Below are 22,160 nucleotides of genomic sequence, written 5' to 3' on the forward strand. Positions count from 1 at the left end.
ACGTATTGGCATCTTCGTCATACATAAATATGTTAGACATCACTGCGGCCACCACCGCACCAATCACTAACCAGGCTGCAGCATAATACAGTTTATGCCCAGGCGCACTCATATAACCCGAGAGCACAACACAGGCAGCCGCGATGCCACCTATTACTGGCTTTTTCCACCAATCCGCGTATTCGGCCAACATACCAGCAAGCGTCGCTGAAGAGATAAAGGTAATGACCACTATTACAATGGACAGTAAGAGCTTCAGTATTTTTTGCATAAGCCACCTTTTCATCCTTTAAACACTACTCAGGATAGCCTAGACCTTTCATAGCGCCAGACCTTTGTTGCTTTTTATGGCGTTGCTTCCTAAATCATTGAACTAATTTAGCCTTGTGTGATCAGATCCCAAAAGCGGACACCGAGTTGAAAGAAAGGCGTATCACTAACTGGCATGCTTGTAACAAAGCCCTTATCGCTAGAGGCAACATCTTGCTGTGGATTTCCTAGGATGCAATTGAGCAGTGTAATAACACGGAACATCATGGCGGTAAAGGGCGAGCTAATCATTCCTCTGAGCTGGCGATTGAGACCTGACTGACTTTACGGTCTGTATTTCGCTTGTCTCTTCGAGCAGCATAAGGCTTTATTTCCTCACTGATATCAATGATGAAGGCCAACTTACAGTTGTTTGTGCAAGCGTAGTGCTGAGCTGTCAGTTCGTTATGGGTCGAATTCCAGTGTATCCAGGGGCATTGATATCGTGGTTGATAGCTCTGGTTTGAAGGTGTACGGAAATGGTGAGTGGCATGCAAGAAAACATGCTGCGAACAAACGCCGGACCTGGCGAAAGTTACATCTGGCAGTCGATACGGATACGCACCAAATCGTTGCCGCTGAGTTGTCCACAGTCTCAGCGGGTGGCGCTTATGATACCCTTGGTTTTTATGCCGAAGTAGCAGCCAAAAAAGCCAAAGCAGTTACCCCTCTAAGGTATAACGCACAGCTGTGGGAGGATGGACATGCTCACAACAGGGCGGTCATTTTAACAAAGCATATAGGTAGCTACCATTAACGTTTACCAGTGAAACAGCCAATGGGTGACAAGCTGGCCAGTCTTGGATTCAATCAGCAGCACACTGAAGCGATGTTCAAAGTCAAAGTGCTCGATAGAATGGCAGGGCTAGGTAAGCCTGAATATCAGGGAAACGGCTGAAATTACGGTGTTGCCTAAGCTATTTGGATTTGATCAACAAGGCCCAGTGAACGCGCTCCTCACTTACACTGTTATCGCGTTAATTATCTGAGCTGCTTGCGTGGCGGTGAACTTTCCCAAGTTCAATGTCTGTGATCGCAATCCATCCTTGGAGCTTGGTTGCATCACTCATCCATGGCCTCACTTCTTCGTGCCACGAAGCGACGGTTCGGTCACTCATCATCTAAGCCAGCTGTATGATAGTGAAGGTTAATTTAAATTGTGTAATGGCTTGTAATATTTCTCATTGCTAATATTGATGCATTAGTAATTTCGTTAGCACACTATTAATGGGGGTGCTACCAGTATTTGTTAGTTTATATCTTGAAAATACTGACAGTAACTTTGACACAGTGCGCTATTAGTTAAGGCATAGAGTTAAGAGCTGCGACTTTCAAAGGTTTACAATAAAAAATAAAAAGGGGCGTTGGTTCATAAACCATGAAACTTTTCAGGTAGAGTGCACTCTTCTCATCAAACCTGCCTGCCCAATAGTTAAAATGAAAAACAAAAATTGGGCGCAATATAATCAAGCTTTGATACAACACAGTCACATCAATATATGGCTAAGTGATAGTGTAATTTTAAAGCGGCAGAATTTTGAAAAATACACTGGGCGAAGTTGCTCCAATCACCACTCAAAAATAGCAATTGGAGACCATTTAACGATTAAAACGACCCTCAATTTGCCTCTACGCGCTTTGGATGGGGGCGCAAACTCCTTACTTAATAGCGAGAATACGACGGGGCAATCACCAAGCAATAGTTGTTTATGCAAGCGAAGTAATACCTTGGTCGTGCTGTATCGATTCTCTACGAATAAAAGTTTAACGAACATGGTTGTCGATAGTACCGGCTCGAAAGTATACGGTAACGGTGAAACGCGCACACGTGAACACCGTATAAGTACACCTCATAATTGGCGAAAGTTGCATTTAGCAATTAATGCAGCAAACCAGGATATTGCAAGAGATAGGCTGTCAATGGTGTCGGATGGCGAAGCGCTCTGTGGCTTACTGCGACCTTTACGTAGAAATAAAGATAGAGCCTGAGGACGCGGAACTTATGATACTTGCGTTGTTATATCTAAATGGCTGAAACGAAGCCGATTTTACGCACACCTTCAAGAGAACAGGCGAACGTCACCTAAAATGCTCATGCAGTGTTTATGCCGAGTAACGTCAAGTTAAAGAACCGGGAAATTAACTCTGCCCTTTCCTCCTCGCTCACTTTCAGAGACTAAATTTTACCGCTTTAAGCAGTTAATGGGCGATAAATTGAAGCGTTGGAATTGTAACAATCAGTCCACAGAAGCCATGGTCAAAGTGAAAGCGATAAACAACATGAACAGACAAATTCTGACTAGATATCTACCTCATGGGTGAAACCAGAGTGTGAGGTTAATCTATCGATTTGGTCAACAAAGTCCACAAAAATAGCAATTCTAGTGGCATCGAATTTTTATTAACTATAAGGAAAATTGAATGTATAAATCAGATATAAAAAAAAGAAGTAAAATATATATTTCTTTTCACAGCTAATTTGGAAAAAATGTCAACGATACGAGAACAGCTAATTAAGGAAAAATATCAAGTAGAATTACGTAGCTCAATCCAACTTAAACCGGTTAACCCCGAGTTAGTCCCACACACGATCATTCTAGACACATTGGGTTTATCTACTAAATCTATAAAACGAGTGTTAGACCAACTAACTACCCATCTAGGTCACTCTCAGAACACCACTCCTCCCGTGTTGGCTGTTGTTAATATTGAATCAAAAGATAAGCAGCAGATCTTTAATTTGGGTATTAAGGACTACATCAGCTTTCCTATTATAAAAGAAGAGTTGGTATACAGAGTGAATCAAGTAATTAATTGCTTTAACTATTCAAAAGGCGACTTCCTTAACCCTATTTATGAAAAGAGCTCGTCAGCAGGGTCTGAGCATATACTCGTTGAAAAAACAATGGAATATTTAACGCCCAGACTAAATGATGAAATCACACTCGATACTTTAACCAGAAAAATTGGCACAAACAGAAATAAACTAAACCAAGCCTTCAAGGCTTGTTTTGGTTTAACCGTTTTTGCATGGCTACGTGATCAGCGTATGCACAAGGCAGCTGAACTATTAGAAAATACAGAGCTCACAATTACTCAAATATCTGAACAGGTGGGTTATCCGGATTCGAATAATTTTTCTAGTTCATTCAAGAGGATATTTCAGATTTCGCCTTTGCAATATCGACAATCTAAACATCGAACTGTGCATGAATCAAAGAAATAAGTGCATAAAATAAAGGCTTTACAAGCACCTAAAAAATAGACTTTTAATGAAACAAGGTTGGTCTCAATCATAATTCGCTACTTAGTTAATAACCTGCGCTTATCCAGGGAGAGACCAGCTATCTTTATGTCTGATAAAGGGGCTAGGATGTCTATTATAAAACAACAAGGTATTTCACACGACCAGGCAAGTACCTGCAAAAAATTTACTAATAACGTATTAATTAAGGAGTTGCAGGAAAAGCCAGGTGACTATTGGCATTTGTGGCAAATGTACGAAAAAAGACTATTTAGCTACTGTTTTTATAAACTGACTAATAGGAATCATCACGACGCTGAAGATTTATGCCGAGATACATTGTTGAAAGCGTACGAAAAAATAGACGCAGCCGACCCTGACACCCCTCTTCAAGGCTGGCTATTTAAATTGGCCAGATATTCTTTTTATGATCAAATAAGAAAAATGAAAACTCATATTAAATATCAATCAGAGATGGTATATATGGAAGAAGTTGAGCAGGTGGAAGAGGATGAATTACTCAAACAAGAATTTAATGAAAGAGTGTCTTCATTTATTAAACAAAGTTTAACTCGCATACCAAAAAACCGATCCGAGATAGCAATAGACTTTTTTATTAATGAAAAAGAATACAAACAGATAAGTTACGAGAAAAATATTACGGAATCACAAGCGAGAAAAGTGATTTTCAACATCAGAAATCAAATTAAGCCTGCACTGTTTAAGTTTATCAATAAATAAGTGGAACAAAGGGGCGCTTAAAACGTATATAAGATACAAACTTCTGATTTTAGATAATAAGTGCGACGCTCATGGGGTCGAGTAGAAGAGGAAGCAAACTGTTGAAAGTGGTACGCTCTTCTCGGCAAAGAAACAAGCAGTACTACCATGAAATATCAGCCGTTGACCAAGGGCAGAAGGTACCAGATTTCCATATTATTGGAAGAGGGGTGTTCTGCTACTGAGATCGCCAAAAAAGTAAAATGCCATTGATCCACCGTTTATCGTGAGTTAGAAAGGTTTAAAGTGGACGGGCCTTACTGCCCTGATTCAGCGCTCATAATGGCTATGGGGAAGCGCAAAGTAGCACAGAAATACCGTTTCCCTCAAAAACGGATTGACTTTATCCAAATATTGCTGGAAGCAGATTGGGGCCAGGAGCAAATTTCAACCGTTTTGACGAGCGTGGAATAACCTGTCAGTCACGAGTGAACTTATTGCTATATTGCGCTGGATAAGTGTAATGGTGGCAAGTTATATCGTCATTTTCGTCAAGGACATAAGCGATAAAGAAGGGGAAGAAAAGGCAACAGGCCAGTGATTTTGAATGCAACGTTGATTGATGAACGTTCAGAGATTGTCGAGGGTCGAACACGCCTCGGAGATTGACACGATATTAGGGAAAAAGGTACAGGTGCAATCACGGCGGGATCACACTTTGTAAAAAGACTTTAACACCCGCCTCTTTTGATCTCATAACGCCCACTTTATCACTATCTACTTGTTAATTATGTCGTTATCTAGCCACCTTGAACTTGTTGAAGATAAGCGTTCTTCCATCAACCAACATCATGATCTTGCAGATGTTTTGTTTCTTATCATCTCGGCGGTTTTATCCGGTTGTGGAGGCTGGAAAGATATCGAAGTATTCGGCCACAGTAATCTCCCTAGGCTGAGACAGTTCAGAGCATTTAAACACGGTATTCTAAGGAGACATAGCATTGCACGTATTCTTAAAACTGTGGAGACTGATTCTCTGGTTTTGGCCTTGTTCAGTTGGGTCAACGAACAGCGCTCTCAGTCTGGTAAACCAATCATTGCGTTTGATGGCAAAACCCTGCGCTTTGCCAGTAAAAAGCGTGAGGATAGCTTACGCTTGGTGTCCGCTTTTGATTGTGAGTTAGGTTCAACTTTGTATCAGCGTCCAGTAGAAAGTAAATCCAATGAGATACTGACAGCTTGATATTTCAGACTCTATCATCACATTAGATGCACTACATTGTCAGAGAGCGACACTTTCAGTGTTGATTTCAAGAGGGGCTGACTACTTGGTTTAGGTCAAAGTAAATAATAAAAAATATATAAATCAGTTGCTTAATGTTTTTAAAAAGCCTTTAAAGAAGAAAGAAATTTGCCTGAAGATGTACAAGTCAGCAATGGTCATGGGCGTCAGGAAACACGTATCACTTATGCTCTGAAGGCAGATAAACTGTCTGAAGAGGTAAGAGAAAAATGGTCCAGGCTCACTTCATTGGTCGCGGTGGAAAGACACAGCAAGTCTGATCCTACAACAAAAATAGACACGCACTTTTATGTTACTTCTGTCGAGCCGGATACACAGAGGTTACAAAAAGCCATCCGCCATCATTGGCACATAGAGAACCAACAGCATTAGGTGTTGGATGTCGTGTTTAAAGAAGGTGCTTGCCAGATCAGCGAGCCTATTTCGGCGGAAAATATGGACTATTCAGACGGGGTGTTCGCAATCTGGTAAAACAGCACACAGGCCGTAAAGATTCGATACGTGGCAAGTGTATTCGGACCTGTTTTGACGATGAATTCAGGGCAGAGCTTATCTTCGGTTGATGGTCGTCAACGAAGTATGCTCTCACCCTACAGGTGTAATAGTCACAGTTTCAAAGCGAAAGGCACGTTTTTACCTTGTCAAAAAAGCCGCATCAAAATCAGCAAAAGATGTTGCGCAGGCAACCATACAGTTGCTTGCGCCGTATAAAAATCACGTGCATACAATCACAGCAGACAATGGTAGAGAGTTTGCTGCTTGTGAAGTTATCTCGGCCACTTTGGAAGCCGAGTTTTATTTTGCACATCCATATTCTTCATGGGAGCGTTGGGCAGACGAAAATGCAAATGGTCTGCTACGGCAGTATATAAAGAAAGACGCCTATTTAGAGAAGAAAGTGATGCAGGCGTTGAGTGCGTGATGTTGCTAGTAAATTATCGGCCAAAAAAGTGTTTGGGTTTTAAGCAGCCAGCTGTGGTATCAAAAGAAATGACGCAGGCTGCTTAATTTTTGAAAGAGTGTCGCACTTCAGAGTTGAATTTTTGATAAATAAATGGAACAAAGGGGAATGTCAAACGTATATAAGATACAAGCTTAATAAAAATATCTTGCGAATAAATATAATCTGTATTAGCAAGGTTTAAAGTTTCTCAATCTTTATCTATTCAAATTCTCAAATCTTTTAAATGTGCATTTTCTAATCATGTAACGTAATGTTATAAAAAATTTAAGAATAAACTCATTAGGAAGTGTGCTTTTTGAAACTTCATTTTTTACAAGCGAAGCTTCAGATTTAATCTGGTTTTTTGGGGTGTTGGTAACACCTTTTTTGGAAAGTGGTATAGCGTAAATAAAGTTCACTGGTGAGCTTTTAATATTGTTTTATAGGTGATGATTAATCCCTATGATTATTATTAAATTAACTGAGGATATAAAAATGGAACCTTATGCATCAAAAATAGCGCTGGCATTTATTGGGACGGCTGCAAAAGAAACTGGGTATTTTTTTGTTGAATGCTTTAAGACACACAGGTTGTTTAAATATGATTTTAGCCAAAGGAAATTTTGTGTCATGCAGGATGTTGCAGATAAAAAATTAAATAAGGAACAGCAGAAAAAGCTATTTCAACTAATTAAAGAAGTTAATTCTGTTTGTGCGACGATATTTAACTCAAAATTTGAAAGTGAAGCAAAGGCTGCAAATAACTGGGATGATGCAAAAACTATACTTGAAAAGTTAAAGGTAGGTGGAGGGTTTAGAAGCAATAAGTTGAACTTTGAGAATGCATCGAAAGAGTTGTATGACTTAGTGGAAAAAGCTTCATCAGAGGATATTCCAGAGGAACCCCACGCTTTAAAGCCACGAGAATCCTTAATTATTAATGATATTAAAAAACATCTGGATTCGACATATGATGATATGCTGAATGATTCAATAGTTTTTGATAAATAATGTGTTATACGTCACAGATTATAGCAACTTAAAAAGCTTTAATTCTAAGATAATATAATTTTAATTAACTTCAGATAAACCCCTAGTCCCGCAGGGGAGACTCGCATAGGTTCTACCTATACAGCGGTATAGACAGTTATCTTCTTATCTGGACAAAAGAAAGAAGGTAACACCTATGCGAGATTACAAAGCTTGTCTCATACAAGGGCGTTGTTTCTTAAATTTAGGAGCTTCTCAGGCATAGTTAGTGTGATCTGATCATCAAACCTATCAGCTAAACTTTTATAAAGAAAAAGAAAAAGAAAAAGAAAAAGAAAAATAAAATCAGAAATTGGTCACAATACAATCGAGCCTTAATCCAATGCGGTAACATCAATGTTTGACTAAGCGATAACGCTATTTTAAAGCGGTAAAATAGAGAAAAACACGGTGGGGTGGCCGCTTCAATTACCATTCAGACTTGGCAATTGAAACTTGTTTAACGATTAGAGCGGACTTTAATTTGCCGCTACGTGCAGTGGTGGGATGTTAACTTCTTGCTCAATATCATGAACACGATCTTAAAATCACCCGGCTATAGCTGTTTATGTAAGCGAAGTAAAACCTTGTCAGTACTGTATCGACCCTCTACGAGTAAAGATTTCAAGGACATTGTTGTCGATAGTACCAGCTTGAAAGTGTTGGGCAACGGTGAAAAACACACTCTCAAACACCATGTAAGTAAACGTTGGATGTGGCGAAAGCTCCATTTGGCAGTAGATGCAGCAAACCATGATATTGAGAGTGCTGAGCTGTCAATGGTAGGAGTATCAGATGGCAAAGCGCTCTGTGATTTACTGCGACCATTACGTGTAAATATATAGAGTCACAAGGGATGGAGCTTATGATACTCACAGTTATTGCAGCTAAGTGTATGAATAAAATTGTTTTTGTGCATATTTAAGAGGAAGTGCACGATGCTTGGGCAAAGAGCATCTTAGAGAACATACTGTGCTAATGACGCGTCAAATAGGCTTGGAGCAATGAAAAGTTATCATTTTCGTTCACTCGCAGAGACAGCGCTGTACCGATTTAAGCAGAGACAAACCGAAGAGTCGAAGTTCTAACAATCAGCACACAGAAGCCATGAATCAAGTGAAGGCGATAAACACCATGAATAGGCTAGGTCTGCCTGCATACCAGTCTCAAGTGTGAGAACCCGAGCTTGAGGTTGATCAACAAGGCCTGCGCAATGTCAGGAATCACGGACAAGAGCAAGAGTTTCATCAAGCGGCTGATGCCGCAGCCAAAGTAAGTACGGGATCAGACGCAACTAACGACTATACAAAAAACCTTACTCATTTTTCTTCAAGGCAGACAGATGCTACTGCAATTATATTTTAACAGAAGTACCCTAATTAAATTACATTAGAAATTTAAGAGGGAATAGTTAATTTATAATAGAAAATAAGATAGTGGTTATTAAAATTTTTCTTTCTATGAAGTTGGAGATGGAACTCTTAATTCTCCGGTTGGTGGAGATGGTTGATGGGTTAAATGTCACAGGTAAATCCAATGTGCTCGAATGGAAGTGTCTACTAAAAATTAAAATGGTATGTGGTGTTTTATATTCACTTTAATGTTGATTTAAATCTTGGTTCATCAATAATGATCGCTCATTAATGAGGGTTGGTAATTTTTTCAACCAAATGAAAGTCCTATAGAAATGGGTGTGTAAAGTAATACTTTGCTTATTAAATGGTAATGAGTTCAGTGTTTGAATTAAGTAGATAAAAGTCTTTTAATCTTTCAGTAATATAATGTGAGATGTAGTGTTGGTTTTTTCTGTTACTTTAAACCGGTTAAAGCATATAAATGATGAGGGTTCAATGCGCGATGTTCAAGCTTTTATAGCGGTTCCTGATTGGCAAGGAGTCCTTATTAAGGATGATTATCAAATTCTTCCATCTTGGAAAGATGGTGATTTATTCTTTGCTTTAGCAAATCAGATGAAGCTAGCGAAACTGGCCAATAATCAACCAGATTTCTTTCTATCTTTTGTTTCTGATTATAATGATCCATCTAAGGATAGTGCATTGTATTCAAACTTAACAATTGGACTTGTATCCAATTTAAAGTTGGATACTGTACGAGAGGATTTAGGTAAGGAAAAGACCAATAAAATTATAGTTCCGTGTGCATTTTCTTCTGACGCATACTGGCATTTTGAGTGTGGTGATGAACATGAAACATATCCGTTTGCCTGGGAAAGTGCAGGGCGTGCTCGAATAGTGTGCAGGATCAGTGCAAAAACAGGTAATTTATTATATTCAGCTTTAGGTAATAATTCTATATCAATATGCAGAATTGCTATCGAGAGTGGTGTAGTAGCAATGTTACCTAGGGTGGATAAGAAGGTAACACTTGAGTTCGATTCAATAATTTCTGATCTAAAAAAATGGAATTCTACAGAAACTGATGAAATACCATTCCAAGGGGTAATTAAGTATTTTCAACAAAAAGGAAAAAGTACAGAGGAGAGCTTTGCATTAGCTGGTAGATTAAATCATTTTTTTGGAAAGCCAGCCCCATGTCTTGATATTACAAGAGGTCCATTTATAACATTAGAAAATGTGCCTGATAATATCACTTGGGATTTGAAGGAGTTACTTATTACTTCTACACCAAAGTTTCTGAACTTTGATCCGTTTACACCTATTATTGAAAAAGGAAAACGTGATGAGGTGGTCGGTTTTTCGAAAATACCAGCTTTGCCTTTGGACTTATTAAGTGAGAAGGTTGTAGTAGCAGCAGTGCTACCAACCAATATTCAACAATGCTTTGAAATTGTTGTAAATCTTCGGGTAAAAGCAGAGTTCTCTCAAACAAAAAAAGCAGAATTAACAACAGTAACTATTTATTCTCCTGATACGCCTTATCAAGGATCTGAACATACGCTAAAGTTTTCGAAGGCAACACTGCATCCGTATGAGGTGAAAGTGACAGCGGTGTTTTATGATAATGTACAAGAGACCAAGTGGTTTGAGGGAACAAGCAATTATTTATTTATCGGTTGGAATAATTTGCCAGGAAAACTAATCAATATTACCGCTAAAAGAGATGTCTTTTCTCAAGCGAAAATAGAAATTTCAATTGTGAAAGATAAAGAAAAAAACCTAGAAACTACCATTTATAAGGAAAAACCTTCAGCAGCATTTCTTTTACCTAAAGAGTTAGTAAATGGACATGTTAAAATTGTTGCAACGGACCTTCTGAATAAAGAAAATTCAATTGTACTTGAATTGCCAACACACTCCATGGATTTAGACTTGTATACCTTTACTCAATATGGAGCTCAAACAGCAGAAATTGAAGTCGAATTTGATAATTCCTTGACAGAAATAGACATTGAGTTTAAGCCAATGTATGGAAGTGACTTCACGACCAAACTGAATTTTACAAAGGAAAAACCAACTAATACATATTGTTATAATAGCCTCCATCTATTTAAAAATGGATATCTATATCGACTTGTTCAATCCGGTGAGGATAAGCAATGGTCCGATCCTGAAAAACCAGATGTTAAACTTAAAATAGACTTAAATCATTATGAATAATTTACCGATAGGGTTTTATGTAGACAATTTATACTGCTTTCCGGTTGGACCTTCTGGATCTCAACGGTTTTGCTACTTACCAACAACTCCAAGAATTGAAGTCCTAGGTAATGAAGTGAAAGCAAGGATATTAAACAGTGATGATGCTGCTGTCCTTGCGCTTCAAATTGTATGGGAAGCAGATACAGACACAATTGAAAAAGCAAAGTCAGAAATCAAAAATCGCTACCCAGAGCTCAGCTTTATCAATCTTAGTTTAGCTGATTTTAGAGGCGTGACAGCTACTTTAAATATAAATAAAAATGACAAAGTTATTTATTCAATTGGACCGATTAATACCTCTGGTCCGGATATGTTTAGAGCAGCATTTCAAGATACTCTAAAATCAGCCGAGAAAGAGGCTGTGCTGAATGCCTTCAATACAGGGGAATCAGGAGTTATTACAATTGTTTACGATGGATATTTGAAATTGAATGAGATTGCTGATGCAGAATTTGACGGTGATTTAGCTACTGAGATAAAAGCACTTGCACCAAGAGAAGTTGAAGAAAAAGGGAAAGGATTTTTTTCTAAAAAGCATAAAATATTAACCCCAAGCCCATCACTTCAAGAATGTAAAGATGCTGTTGGCAAAGCCATTGAAAATAAAAGTCTTATAATCCAACATAAGGATTCGGCAAATGTTTCTAAAAAAGCAAAAGATACTGTTATCCAAGAGATAATTAATGATATATCGCAATGTGTTTTTACTAAAATTGAGGAAGTGGGTAAAAATTCTCAATATATATCTTCTTATTGTTGCAGAATAAAAAAGACAAAAGCAGAGTCGGTTAAATTCAATTTGAAAAAATCCTATGATTTGGTTGGAACAATTTCTGAAAGTAGGGGGAGGGATATAATCGAAAAATAACCAGCCAGAATTACAAGATAAAAAATAGTATAGTAACCATTTCACTCCTTTGCTTATATAGTTATATTGTGAAAATTTAAGGAAAGTATAATGTTAAAAATTGCTCCAGCTGTTTATGCAAAAAAAATCCCTAGCGAATATGGCCCTATGGATTACATCTTATATCCAGATAGTGAAAAAGAAGGCTCCTATTATGCAATGGCTGAACGCCCAACATTTCAAGTAGATGAAAACGGTGATCCTTGTTTTAATCTTACTTGGTATTTTGGATCAGGTGAAACCCCTGGTGGTATCTGTAGTATGACTGTTGCGCTTCCAATTCCTGATATGAATAACAAAGAGGTACAATCAAAAATCATAGCAGCGCTTACGGGAGATCAAAAAACACAAGATGTCGCTCAAAAAACTTTTGAGTTATGTCAGGCAATGGATGCAGAAGATCAAGATCAAGTTACAGCACTTCAAAAAGAACTTGGTTTTGACAATGATACAGCTAAGCAAAAATATAATCTTTATAATAAAACATCTGATTGGACTCAGTTCTTACCAAAAATAGGAAATTTAAAGATTAGCCCTATGCCTTACAAGTCAGGTGAAGTGACTGTTCAAGCATTTGCAAATGAAGATGCATATCAAAAAGGAACACCTGCTGCTGAGTCAGGAAAATTGACTACAATTCCATCTTCAATGAACAGCAATGATGCGGTCGTTACTTTTAACTTACAAGATTTAGGAGCAAACTTATTTTGGCATGGAATGGGGGGATGGTCTTTTGCTGAAGAAGGAGTTCAAGCACCTCCTTCAGATGATGAAGCAGTTGGAGGGTCTAGCATCATAACTGTTAGTTATAAAGTAGAATTTGATGGGCTTTTACCTGCTGCAGAAGCAGTAGTTACTTTGAATAAAGAGGTAATGGCTAAACTGGACATTGAAGACGTTGTAAAAAGAGGTTCCTGGGGTAGAAGATATAGAGAAAAAGAGGTTAGAGGAAAAGAATATATAGATGCAATTAATAATAGTACAAAAATTACCATTCCTGCTGTAATTGATGAAGGAGATACAAAACAAGATATTACGAAACTTCTTACTGATTGGTCTGCAAAACAGTTAGAAGAAATGGCTGCTTCTCAAATGCCAAATGTAAATATGGATGATTTAAAACTTGGCGATATAGAAAAATTAAAGACTGTAAATGAACAAAAACGTACGTATAGTTTAGCACAAGCCGTTAGAATTAATAAGTACCCTCAGGCTCAATTATCTAAAATTAGCTCTTTATTAAAGAACCCTAATATACATGAGTTGAAGAAATTTTTCAATGTAATAAATCTTAATGACAAGCCATATTTCAATGTAAACTTAACTGTTGGCACTCCTTCAATTTCAAGACTTAAAGAATTAGATATTAATAGCCTTGTGGTCACAAGCTTAGAGTACCATAACTCCAAGTTACGTGATAAAGATGGTAATGAAGTAAGCACAATTTCATTTGAATCAAGCAAAGATCAACCTGCTAGTAAGGAATTAATAGGTACTTTTTCAAAAGGTGGAAAGGCTAAAGGATTGAGATATAGTTATAAGGTTATTTACAATGGTGGGACTGATGCTTTCGAAGTCAAAGATATTGAACAATCTGGTGACCAAAACTATCTTGATTTAAGTAGTTTAAGTTTGGGTGTATTAAACATTACAGTTAAAGGACAAGACTTACCTTGGGAAGTTTTATCAAATGTAAATGTTGAGATTGATGGCGATGGTTGGACAGGTTCTACAAGATTAGATAACAACAAAACAACTGGCAATATCATTAAGCATATTGGTAAAGATGTTAAAACTGCACCTGCTTATAAAATTACTTACAATTTCATATCCGGATCAGCTGTTACAAAGACTGGTATAGTTGAAAACTTTGAAAATGGTATAGGAACAATTATGTTGAAATCTCCTCTTGGTGATAGAGTTTACGATGTTAATTTTGAGTTAGGTAATGAAGTGTCTAAAGCAAAATTAAGAGTTGAGTATACAGTGGCAGATGACAAAGGAACAGATCATGTATTTAAGGGAAAGATCGAATTAGATAAATCGGGCTCTGATAGTGCAACTTGGAAAGTTCCAGCAAAATCAGATTCTCAAAGTTCAATTTTCAAGGTTATAAAATTACAAGTAAAAACTGCAAGTGGTCAAACTCAAGAAGTTTCGGATCTTTCTGGAGGAACTGTAGCTCCTGTAATGGATGATATAGATATCACTGTTCTTGATAATGGACTATCGAGCTTTTAGAAGATGTTAGTCAATAATAAACAGGTTGAAATACAAGGAATGGAGGATGTTTTAGTATACCAAGACGCCTCCATACCAACTCGATATTATTATTGTTCATCAAAACCACAAATTTCCAAAAACGGATCAGGGTATCAACTCAAATTATTGCATTATAGTCAAATTAAAAATGAATCAGTAGGGATGTTATCGTTTTTAATCGATCTTGAATTAAATGATGATGCTTTAGCACAATTGAAAAATAAACTTGGCAAGGATGCTGAACTGGTACCATTTCCATGGCTGTCCGGAAAAGTAAATGCCATGTTGCTTGGAGGAGAAGCTTTGTCTTTTACTCCTTCATTATTCGGAAGTAATTCCACAGCAATAAGTATGAACCTGAATATGGAACAATATCTGTTGCTGACAAGAAAAAATGATGGAAAAAAGTTTTCTCCTCTTTCTATAGTTTATAGCCTGACATTTGAAGTTTTAAGGCAAGTGTATTCGTATAGCGTTAGGTTTAATGCTGCTGAATTTAGAAATTGGGTTCAGAAGAAAGCAAAAGCTGGATTGATATTTATAAGTTTTGAAAAAGTAGAAACTTACGAAGAGCTAAAATCATCTGGTGTGATTGAAATTTTTTCTGAAAATACAACCCAAGAAGAGCCTCCAGAAGGTTTCAAGAAGGCTTTTTTGACAAGTATCAAAGCTGTTCTGGACCCGTTACCACAGTTTAGTCAACGAAATTCTGATAATGAATGGTCTATTGGTTTTTCTTCAAGTGAAATTGTAGATATTAAGAATATTGAGAAAAAGCTCGATTTAAACATGACGGTCTCTAAGCCTGTTTTACGACAAGTTTTTTTTCAAGATATGCCACTTGGTTTGGAAGAAGCATTAAAAACAGTCAATGATATTGAGATACCAATAGGTCAGGTTTTTACTCAAAAGCTGACAATAAGATGTATATATGATTTTGATGATGAGATGATTGAGGCAATAGAGATAAGGATATTTAAAGCTGAGGACAGTGCCAATAATTCGATTTTCGGGGTTTTTAATAAAGAAAGCTTAAAAGAGAAAGTATTAGAAATTGTTCATGATCCGAGAGATGAGAGGTTGTATAAATATGGTTACAATATTTATTTTAAGAATCAGCCTTCGGTGAATAATCCTTTGAAAACACCTAGGTCTGAATTGAAAAAAGATGTGGCATTTCTTGATATCCAACCACAAGAATTTTATTCATGTCGAGTTTTTTCTGTCTTTACTGTAAAAGAGTTTCCATGGGAATTAATTAGTGTGGCTAAGGTTGAATTAAATGTACCTGGTGATTTCAATATAAGTCCAAGTGTACTTCGATTAACAGATAAATATAGAACCGGAAAGATCACTGCGTTTTCAAAAGAAGTAAAGAGCTTTGAAAATGCGATGTATACAGCAACATGTCATTGCAAAAGAAGTAACAAATTGATTTTTCTTAAAGGGTACATTGCTGGTCAAGTAATTTTATTGAATCATTTATCAAAACGAAGTATAAGTTTTTATGTGGCTGATAAAGGTGTGTTGGATGATTATAATGAAGTGATTATTAAAGTGTTTGAAGGGGAGGGGCAATTGATGAACAAAGGTACAATTACATTGAATGCTCAAAATCCAAAAGCCGACTTTGAATATTGGCATACATTAAATAATCGAGATGTTCAGTATCAAGTTAAATTTGGTGACTCACTTAAGATGCAATATATATCAGTAGGTAAGGACAATAAAATAGAAGTCCCAACTACTGAAAAAACCAATAAACTTTAAAGTGGAAAGTTATGATTTTAATAGCAAATAATAAATTAAATGTTGATGGTGTGGATGTTTATCCTGACCATCAAAATAAAAATCAATTCTGGTACGTTCCTGGTGAAATCAAGCTAGCAGAGCGTAATGGCAAAAAAGAACTATCTTATATTTGGTACATAGATTCTATAGCTGATAGCAATGGAACTGGTTTCCTTAATTTTGAGGTGAATACTGCTGTTTCTCAAGCAACATTAGATAAAATTACGCAACAAGTTGCTAGCAAACACAATCTTGATAAAAGTAAGATAGTCCTCTCTGCTGTGCCTTATACAAAGGGTAATGTAAACTTCTCTGTATTAGGTCCAATGGCTAAAACAGCGGATAAGAATTTAAAAAAAGGTGATGATTCAGTATTGCGTGTTAGTGATGAGCAGCTTGTATGGTCTGCAGGTTCTTCTTCATTAGTTGGTGATAACAGTGCGGTGTGCTCTGTGAAATTTACGAAAGAAGGAAAATTAGCTGCAGCAATGAAGCAGGCTATTGTGGAAGAATCTAACTCTATTTCAGTAATTTATAGTCTTGATTTTTTAGCAATGCGTCCAGCTATTAGTTTTTCTGTAAAAGGAACGTTGGAAAAAACAATTAAAGATTTTCAGGCAAGTATAGGAACACAAATTCCTCTTGAATCTTTTATCCTAGATCTTGGAATTCAAGCGCAATGGCAAAGGATCATGGAAAATACAGACCTTGAAATTAAGGTTGAGAACTATATTGGTGATGAAACTGAAGGTTTAAAGTGGGCAAAACAAATTGTTCTTGATTATGTATTAAAGAACTTTTTTGAGGTTCAAATCGGTAAAAAAGATGGTATTTGGAGTCCATTAACAGATGCTCCAGAGGTAAACGAAGCTGTTCAAAAAGCAAAAAGTGTGGAAGAGGTTGCAGGGCAAAAAGCAGATGAAGAAGGGAAAACAGGAGAAGAAAAGGAGAGTGCAGTAAAAGATGTAGTTGATGCCGCTATGACGTTTATTCCAAAAGTAAATATCAGAGCTGCTTATTATGATGGTAAACAAGAAAATAAAATTGACTTTTTGTATACTGAAATGAAGGCAACTACTTATCCGGCATTACCACAATCATTGGTTCTTGAAGGAATAGGAAATACTGATAGTTACATCTCAAAAATCAATAGAGCCGATGATCCATTTGGATTACCTTATCCTGTATCTGTAGTTGTTCCAAGTGCTGATGAGTGTGCAGCAAAGGAGATTGAAGCTGTTAACATTCGAGCAAAATATCCTGCTAAGGGAGACAAGCAGGTAACTTACAGTTATTCGTTATTATCAAGAAAAACAGAAGATCCAAGCTCTTTCCCGTTCCAAATGGATAAAGCGGGTTCTTTAGATGTTGCTTACTCTGTGGATTATGTTTTTAAAACTAATGGAGCTTATAACGCAGCACAAAGCAAATATACTGTAACAGGTCATAGTGAAAACCAAATGATCACAGCATTACCTGGAGAATCGTTAGATTTCCTATCTCTTGATCTTCAATTAGCAACTGACTTTTATTGGGGAGAAGTAGATCAGGTAATTGTTTCATTAACTAGCTCAAAATGGGAAGGCGAGAAACAAGTTGTATTTAATCAAGGTGCTGAAAAATCTCAAACATTGAAGTTTCGTTATGATGCCAAGTTCAAAAATGATCCAATTCAATACGTTGTGAAATTTATTAGTGGAGGAGCTGAAGTAGCGAAGCATGATCCGGAAAAAGTAGTCGGAAGCTTAATCAATGTTCGAGATCGTTTTGCAAGTCATACACCAATTACTTTCGCAGGTAACTTTGAGTGTGATAGTGCTGAAATTTATTGTTCATATGAGGATGGAGAATATTATTGGGATAAAAGCTTCACACTACATAAAGGAAAAAAACATGTGGTCATTGTTCCAACTTTAAATAAGTTTACAGGAAGCGCACAGGACTTGAGAGTTAATTATGCAATGACTTTAAGTTCAGGGGGTTCTTATTCTGGAGTAGCAGAAGGAAGAAAGCCTGTTATATTGAAAAGTACAACATTAGTATAACATGACTTATCAATTTCAAGACTACCAATTACAGCAATTGGGTATAGCTAGATCGTTGGGAATTGTGGAAGAAAATGATGCATTTATTGGTGCGGAGCTGAAAAAGGTAACAGACAAAGCACTCCATAGTTTTGATACAAATGATTCTTGGACTTACAGTTTTCTAAATAGAACTGGTGCACCATTGGAGTATTCATTTAATACCATGTCTAACGATCTTCGTTATACATTGGAAGTAGGAAAACCGCAATTGAATCCTACTTCCAAATTATCTCTTATAGAAGATTTAATGGATCAGTTAGTATTTAATTGGCCCAAATCTGAGGTAGAGTCATATATGGAACAGCTTCAACAAGGCCAAAGCCTTGAGTGGGGGGCATGGCTTGGGGTTCGACATGGAAAAGGAAAGACAGAGTTTAAAAAATATGCCGAAATACCTTCGCAAGGAAAAGTTGATTACTTTTTATTAAAAAAATACCTTCCAGAATTTCTAAGGGTAGAACAAGGTTTGGCTACACCAGTAATGTTGGGAAATAAGCTAGGTTCAGAACGATGCGAAATTTACTTTGATCTTAACCATAGAAGTGTAACCGTAAGTGATCTTCACCAACTTCTTGCTTATGTTGGTTTAGAACATCGAACAGAGGTATTAATGGAGTTGGTAAAGTCATTTCTTTTTCGCGAAGAATCAGAAGATGAAGAATATTTACCAGAAGCACAATGGGGTTTTAGCTATTCTGTTTTACCAGGCTCAAAACATGCAGCATTTTCATTGTATGCAATGACAACCGGGTTATATGGAGGCGATGGTTTTGTAAGACAACAATTCTTAACAAACTCTATGACACAAGGATGGGATGCTAAACTCTATGCAGAGTTAAGTACTCCTATAAGTAGATGGGGATTACGAGCTGGTTATCATAACATGATTTCTTTTGTAATCTCAGAACAGGATAGTGGCTATCATTTATCGCTAAGTCCACCACCATCACAACCTTGAATAGCCGATATTGAAAAATACTTAATTTATTGCTCTTCTTGATAATCTGTAAGCGTCGCCTAAACACCAATCCTTCAGTGCCGATGGTCGTTCAACTCCGCCAAACTGAAAAACTGTTTAAACAAGGCGAATTCAGTAAGTCGAAGCTGTACTCACTGCATGCCCCCTATGGCAGGATAGTTGTCATTTCTAAAATTTAACCAATTGGGGGGGGGGATGTGTGCCTCGTTATAGTGAAGAGTATAAACAGCAAATTCTGAACAAATTACTGCCACCATCTAACTTAACGGTGTTTGAAGTTGCTCAACAGGAAGGTGTCAGCGAACAAACCTTGTATAATTGGCGAAACAATTTCTATATACCTTCAAACCGGTCCTATCAACCACGATATCAATGCCTCCGGATTGGCTTATAACGAACTGCCAGCTCTGCGCTTGCACAGACAGCTGTAAGTTGGCGTATCTAAATCAAGCTTCATCATTGATCTTAATAAGGAAACAAAACCCTGTGCAGCTCGAAGAGACAAACGAAATACAGCTCGTAAAGTAAGACAGGTCTCAATCGCCAGCTCAGAGAAATGATTAGCTCGCCCTATACTGCTGTGATGTTGTGTGTTGTTCCACTGTTCAATCGCATCCTCGGAAAACCACACCTGGATGTTGCTTCTGGCGATAAGGGCTTTGCTGTAATTACGCCAGTAAGTGACACATTTTTCTTCCAAAGTTCAGTCTCGGTGTCTGCTTTTGAGAGCTGATTACACAAGGCTAAATTAGTTCAGTTATTTAGGAAACAACGCCAATGTCTATATCAAATATAAAAGTCCTGAAAGGACGAGCTACTAGCAGTGAACTGGGAGATGCGCTTATTAACCCAGGTGCTAGTTTAAAAAACAAGGTAGTATTTCAATCTGCTAATGGAACCTCAAGTTACTTACCTAATTTCGAAAATGCTTCAGAAGCAGTTGATGGCACAACCGCTTTTGAACCGAGTTTATCTGAAAATGGAGAACTTACCATATATGTGAGACCAGTACCTCCAGCTTCGATTAAAAAGCAGGTGGTGAGTGCTACAATGGTAGACCGTACAACCTTTAGTTTAGTATTGAATGCAAGTGCTAATGAAACAAGAATTCCATTGACAAAAGCTGATGTCAATGGATATCAAAAGCTAACCGCAACATTGACAGGGAATAACCTGAAAAATGCTCAAGAATCGCTTCATGATGCTAGTCCAAATGTGGCAATTGAAATGACTCAAAAACAAACTGTTGCAGCGCTTCAAACCAAGGAATTTATTAAAATGAATTGGTCGAATAAAGAGATTAAGGATGGTTTATTTGCTTCAATGGGGGGGATTTCAATGCATTCTCCAGATGCTTTCTATAATATTGCTTCTTCAGCAGACCGTGATTATCCTAATCAATTTTTGGTAATGGATATTACCTATGTTTCACGAATCTCAGCACCGTCTTTACCTGGATTTGTACGTTGGCAAGTAAGTTATGATGGGCGACTCTATAACTACTACCAAGATAACCGAGATTTGCGTCGTGTGTTCTTTGTTCCTGACTACTTTGAATTTGCAAAGGGACCTAAAGGGCAACCATCGGTAACAATGCTACGGTTTTCAATTCCAGAAGGAGCAAATAGTATAGAGCAAACCGATGCAACCTTCCGTTTTTATGGTTCTCCAATTGTAGGTATGGATAGAATTGCACAAGCTGCTCAATCTTTAAAAGATGAACTTGGTTTTATGCCAATTATGACATCAATTGAAGATGCAAATGGTAGTGAGAAAGCATTTACATTGAGTTTACCTCATGAAGAGGATACAAGCAGTAACTATGTGCCGCAACCAAAAGCAACAATTCATTTGACAGAGGATGATAAGAAAAATGGAGGATTAAGAGATGAAGTACATCTAAACTTCAAACAATTTATAGAGGTTTGGGCAGCGATACATAGTACAGCACCAGAAAACCCATTATTCAGAGGTTGGGTTGATTTGACTTTATCACAAGGAAAGTTCAAAGAGAAAATAAACTTTAATGCAAGAGTTCCTGCGGCACAACAAGCAGCTTTTTTTGATTCGATTCTTGATCAAAATTCACATCAAGCTTATCACACCCAATTAGGCATATATACAATACCTGTTCTTTTTGATAAACCAACGAAATTCGATGATGGTGGAGAGAAAAAAGTATATCAAATTGAGTTAAATTTCTCTACATCAAGTACTGAAACTCAAAGTGTTGAATTGAATAACGCAAGGCTGCAAGGTAAAGTTACCATCAAGCTGCCAATTCGTTATATTGTTTGTGGCTTGCAAACCCCAAACGAATATACATATACATTAAGAGTCATTTGTGATGATGGCACTATGTATAAATCTGATCGAAAAATTAAGGCAGGAGAAACTTTATGGATTACTCCTAAATTCATACAAGGCGCAATAAAACAAGAATGTACTAGCTCAGACTTGACCTGACAGTTACCCGTTTTTCAATCGGTGATTGTCAGTCTAGATTTGGGCTAAATTCTTTTCAGCTGTTAAGACCAAGCGATTTTGTCGTACTTTAATTACCACGCGATTCTGTCGTTGTCGCTAATTACCAAGGGAAATTGACGGTTCTCTTTAACCATGTTCTTTGAATGTTTTGTATAAGCATTTGAGGAGCGCCAAAGGTGATTGTTTTGAATTCCAAAGCTCAATTAACAATTGATATCATTGCTAAAGTGGCAGAGCGTAAAATTACAATAGCCAATGCCGCTAAGCTCCTCAATAAATCCAGGCGTACTATTGAACGTTATTTGCAGCGTTACCGAAGCCCTGGGGGATCCCCTCATAATTGAGGCCTCCCAAGCTGATGTATCAAGCGCACGTATTCACGTATAGCCCAGAGTAGTTGCTTCCCCGTCATAACATAATCGCTTCGTCGCCTAACCTCTTTGCCAAGCCTGACAGTCGACAGCACAGCACGATCTCTG

15 protein-coding genes and 4 pseudogenes are annotated in these 22,160 nt (G+C 37.3%); 17 read left to right on the forward strand and 2 right to left on the reverse strand.

Features of this window, described 5'->3' with window-relative positions; translation table 11 throughout:
• A partial coding sequence (locus MHN31_RS23440; RefSeq protein WP_239445460.1) for a hypothetical protein occupies nt 1-271 on the reverse strand: 271 nt, incomplete at its 3' end.
• A gap of 483 nt (nt 272-754) precedes the next feature.
• Here MHN31_RS23440 and MHN31_RS23445 point away from each other — a divergent pair.
• The 15 genes and pseudogenes from MHN31_RS23445 to MHN31_RS23515 form a co-directional block, all read left to right on the forward strand.
• Nucleotides 755-1,066, forward strand: coding sequence for a transposase (locus tag MHN31_RS23445; RefSeq protein ID WP_239445461.1), 312 nt, complete (start codon nt 755-757; stop codon nt 1,064-1,066).
• A gap of 9 nt (nt 1,067-1,075) precedes the next feature.
• The gene (locus MHN31_RS24320) at nt 1,076-1,207 is read left to right on the forward strand and encodes a hypothetical protein (protein WP_275446892.1); all 132 of its coding nucleotides are present in this window, start codon (nt 1,076-1,078) and stop codon (nt 1,205-1,207) included.
• A gap of 1,590 nt (nt 1,208-2,797) precedes the next feature.
• On the forward strand, nt 2,798-3,535 hold the full coding sequence (locus MHN31_RS23450; RefSeq protein ID WP_239445462.1) for an AraC family transcriptional regulator: 738 nt from the start codon (nt 2,798-2,800) through the stop codon (nt 3,533-3,535).
• Nucleotides 3,536-3,682: 147 nt separating this feature from the next.
• Complete coding sequence (locus tag MHN31_RS23455) at nt 3,683-4,294, forward strand: sigma-70 family RNA polymerase sigma factor (protein ID WP_239445463.1); 612 nt, start codon at nt 3,683-3,685, stop codon at nt 4,292-4,294.
• A gap of 769 nt (nt 4,295-5,063) precedes the next feature.
• Nucleotides 5,064-6,139 (forward strand): annotated as a pseudogene (locus tag MHN31_RS24435) (ISAs1 family transposase).
• Between the two features lie 23 nt (nt 6,140-6,162).
• Nucleotides 6,163-6,584, forward strand: a pseudogene (locus MHN31_RS23470) (IS30 family transposase); the annotation flags it as partial.
• A gap of 397 nt (nt 6,585-6,981) precedes the next feature.
• Complete coding sequence (locus tag MHN31_RS23475; RefSeq protein ID WP_239445466.1) at nt 6,982-7,530, forward strand: hypothetical protein; 549 nt, start codon at nt 6,982-6,984, stop codon at nt 7,528-7,530.
• 548 nt (nt 7,531-8,078) lie between these two features.
• Nucleotides 8,079-8,393 carry a transposase gene (locus MHN31_RS23480; protein WP_239445467.1) on the forward strand — a complete coding sequence of 105 codons (315 nt, stop codon included), beginning with the start codon at nt 8,079-8,081 and terminating at the stop codon, nt 8,391-8,393.
• Nucleotides 8,394-9,398: 1,005 nt separating this feature from the next.
• The gene (locus MHN31_RS23485) at nt 9,399-11,126 is read left to right on the forward strand and encodes a hypothetical protein (RefSeq protein ID WP_239445468.1); all 1,728 of its coding nucleotides are present in this window, start codon (nt 9,399-9,401) and stop codon (nt 11,124-11,126) included.
• The gene (locus tag MHN31_RS23490) at nt 11,119-12,036 is read left to right on the forward strand and encodes a hypothetical protein (RefSeq protein ID WP_239445469.1); all 918 of its coding nucleotides are present in this window, start codon (nt 11,119-11,121) and stop codon (nt 12,034-12,036) included. Before MHN31_RS23485 ends, MHN31_RS23490 begins: the two co-directional genes overlap by 8 nt.
• Nucleotides 12,037-12,126: 90 nt before the next feature.
• Nucleotides 12,127-14,316 carry a hypothetical protein gene (locus tag MHN31_RS23495; RefSeq protein ID WP_239445470.1) on the forward strand — a complete coding sequence of 730 codons (2,190 nt, stop codon included), beginning with the start codon at nt 12,127-12,129 and terminating at the stop codon, nt 14,314-14,316.
• Between the two features lie 3 nt (nt 14,317-14,319).
• Nucleotides 14,320-16,107 (forward strand): hypothetical protein, encoded by a 1,788-nt coding sequence (locus MHN31_RS23500; protein ID WP_239445471.1) that lies wholly within the window; start codon nt 14,320-14,322, stop codon nt 16,105-16,107.
• Nucleotides 16,108-16,118: 11 nt separating this feature from the next.
• A complete protein-coding gene (locus MHN31_RS23505; protein WP_239445472.1) occupies nt 16,119-18,173 on the forward strand; it encodes a hypothetical protein in 2,055 nt (684 codons plus the stop codon).
• 1 nt (nt 18,174) lies between these two features.
• Nucleotides 18,175-19,173 carry a hypothetical protein gene (locus MHN31_RS23510; protein WP_239445473.1) on the forward strand — a complete coding sequence of 333 codons (999 nt, stop codon included), beginning with the start codon at nt 18,175-18,177 and terminating at the stop codon, nt 19,171-19,173.
• Between the two features lie 220 nt (nt 19,174-19,393).
• Nucleotides 19,394-19,519, forward strand: a pseudogene (locus tag MHN31_RS23515) (transposase); the annotation flags it as partial.
• 63 nt (nt 19,520-19,582) lie between these two features.
• On the opposite strand, the gene MHN31_RS23520 reads toward MHN31_RS23515, so the two are convergent.
• Nucleotides 19,583-19,894 (reverse strand): transposase, encoded by a 312-nt coding sequence (locus tag MHN31_RS23520; protein WP_239445474.1) that lies wholly within the window; start codon nt 19,892-19,894, stop codon nt 19,583-19,585.
• 77 nt (nt 19,895-19,971) lie between these two features.
• Between MHN31_RS23520 and MHN31_RS23525 the strand changes: the two genes are divergently transcribed.
• Together MHN31_RS23525 and MHN31_RS23530 are read left to right on the forward strand one after the other, a co-directional pair.
• On the forward strand, nt 19,972-21,660 hold the full coding sequence (locus MHN31_RS23525) for a hypothetical protein (protein WP_239445475.1): 1,689 nt from the start codon (nt 19,972-19,974) through the stop codon (nt 21,658-21,660).
• Between the two features lie 197 nt (nt 21,661-21,857).
• Nucleotides 21,858-21,998, forward strand: a pseudogene (locus MHN31_RS23530) (helix-turn-helix domain-containing protein); the annotation flags it as partial.
• Nucleotides 21,999-22,160 lie beyond the last annotated feature (162 nt).

This window comes from Pseudoalteromonas sp. McH1-42 (assembly GCF_022347845.1).
Classification (GTDB): domain Bacteria; phylum Pseudomonadota; class Gammaproteobacteria; order Enterobacterales; family Alteromonadaceae; genus Pseudoalteromonas; species Pseudoalteromonas rubra_D.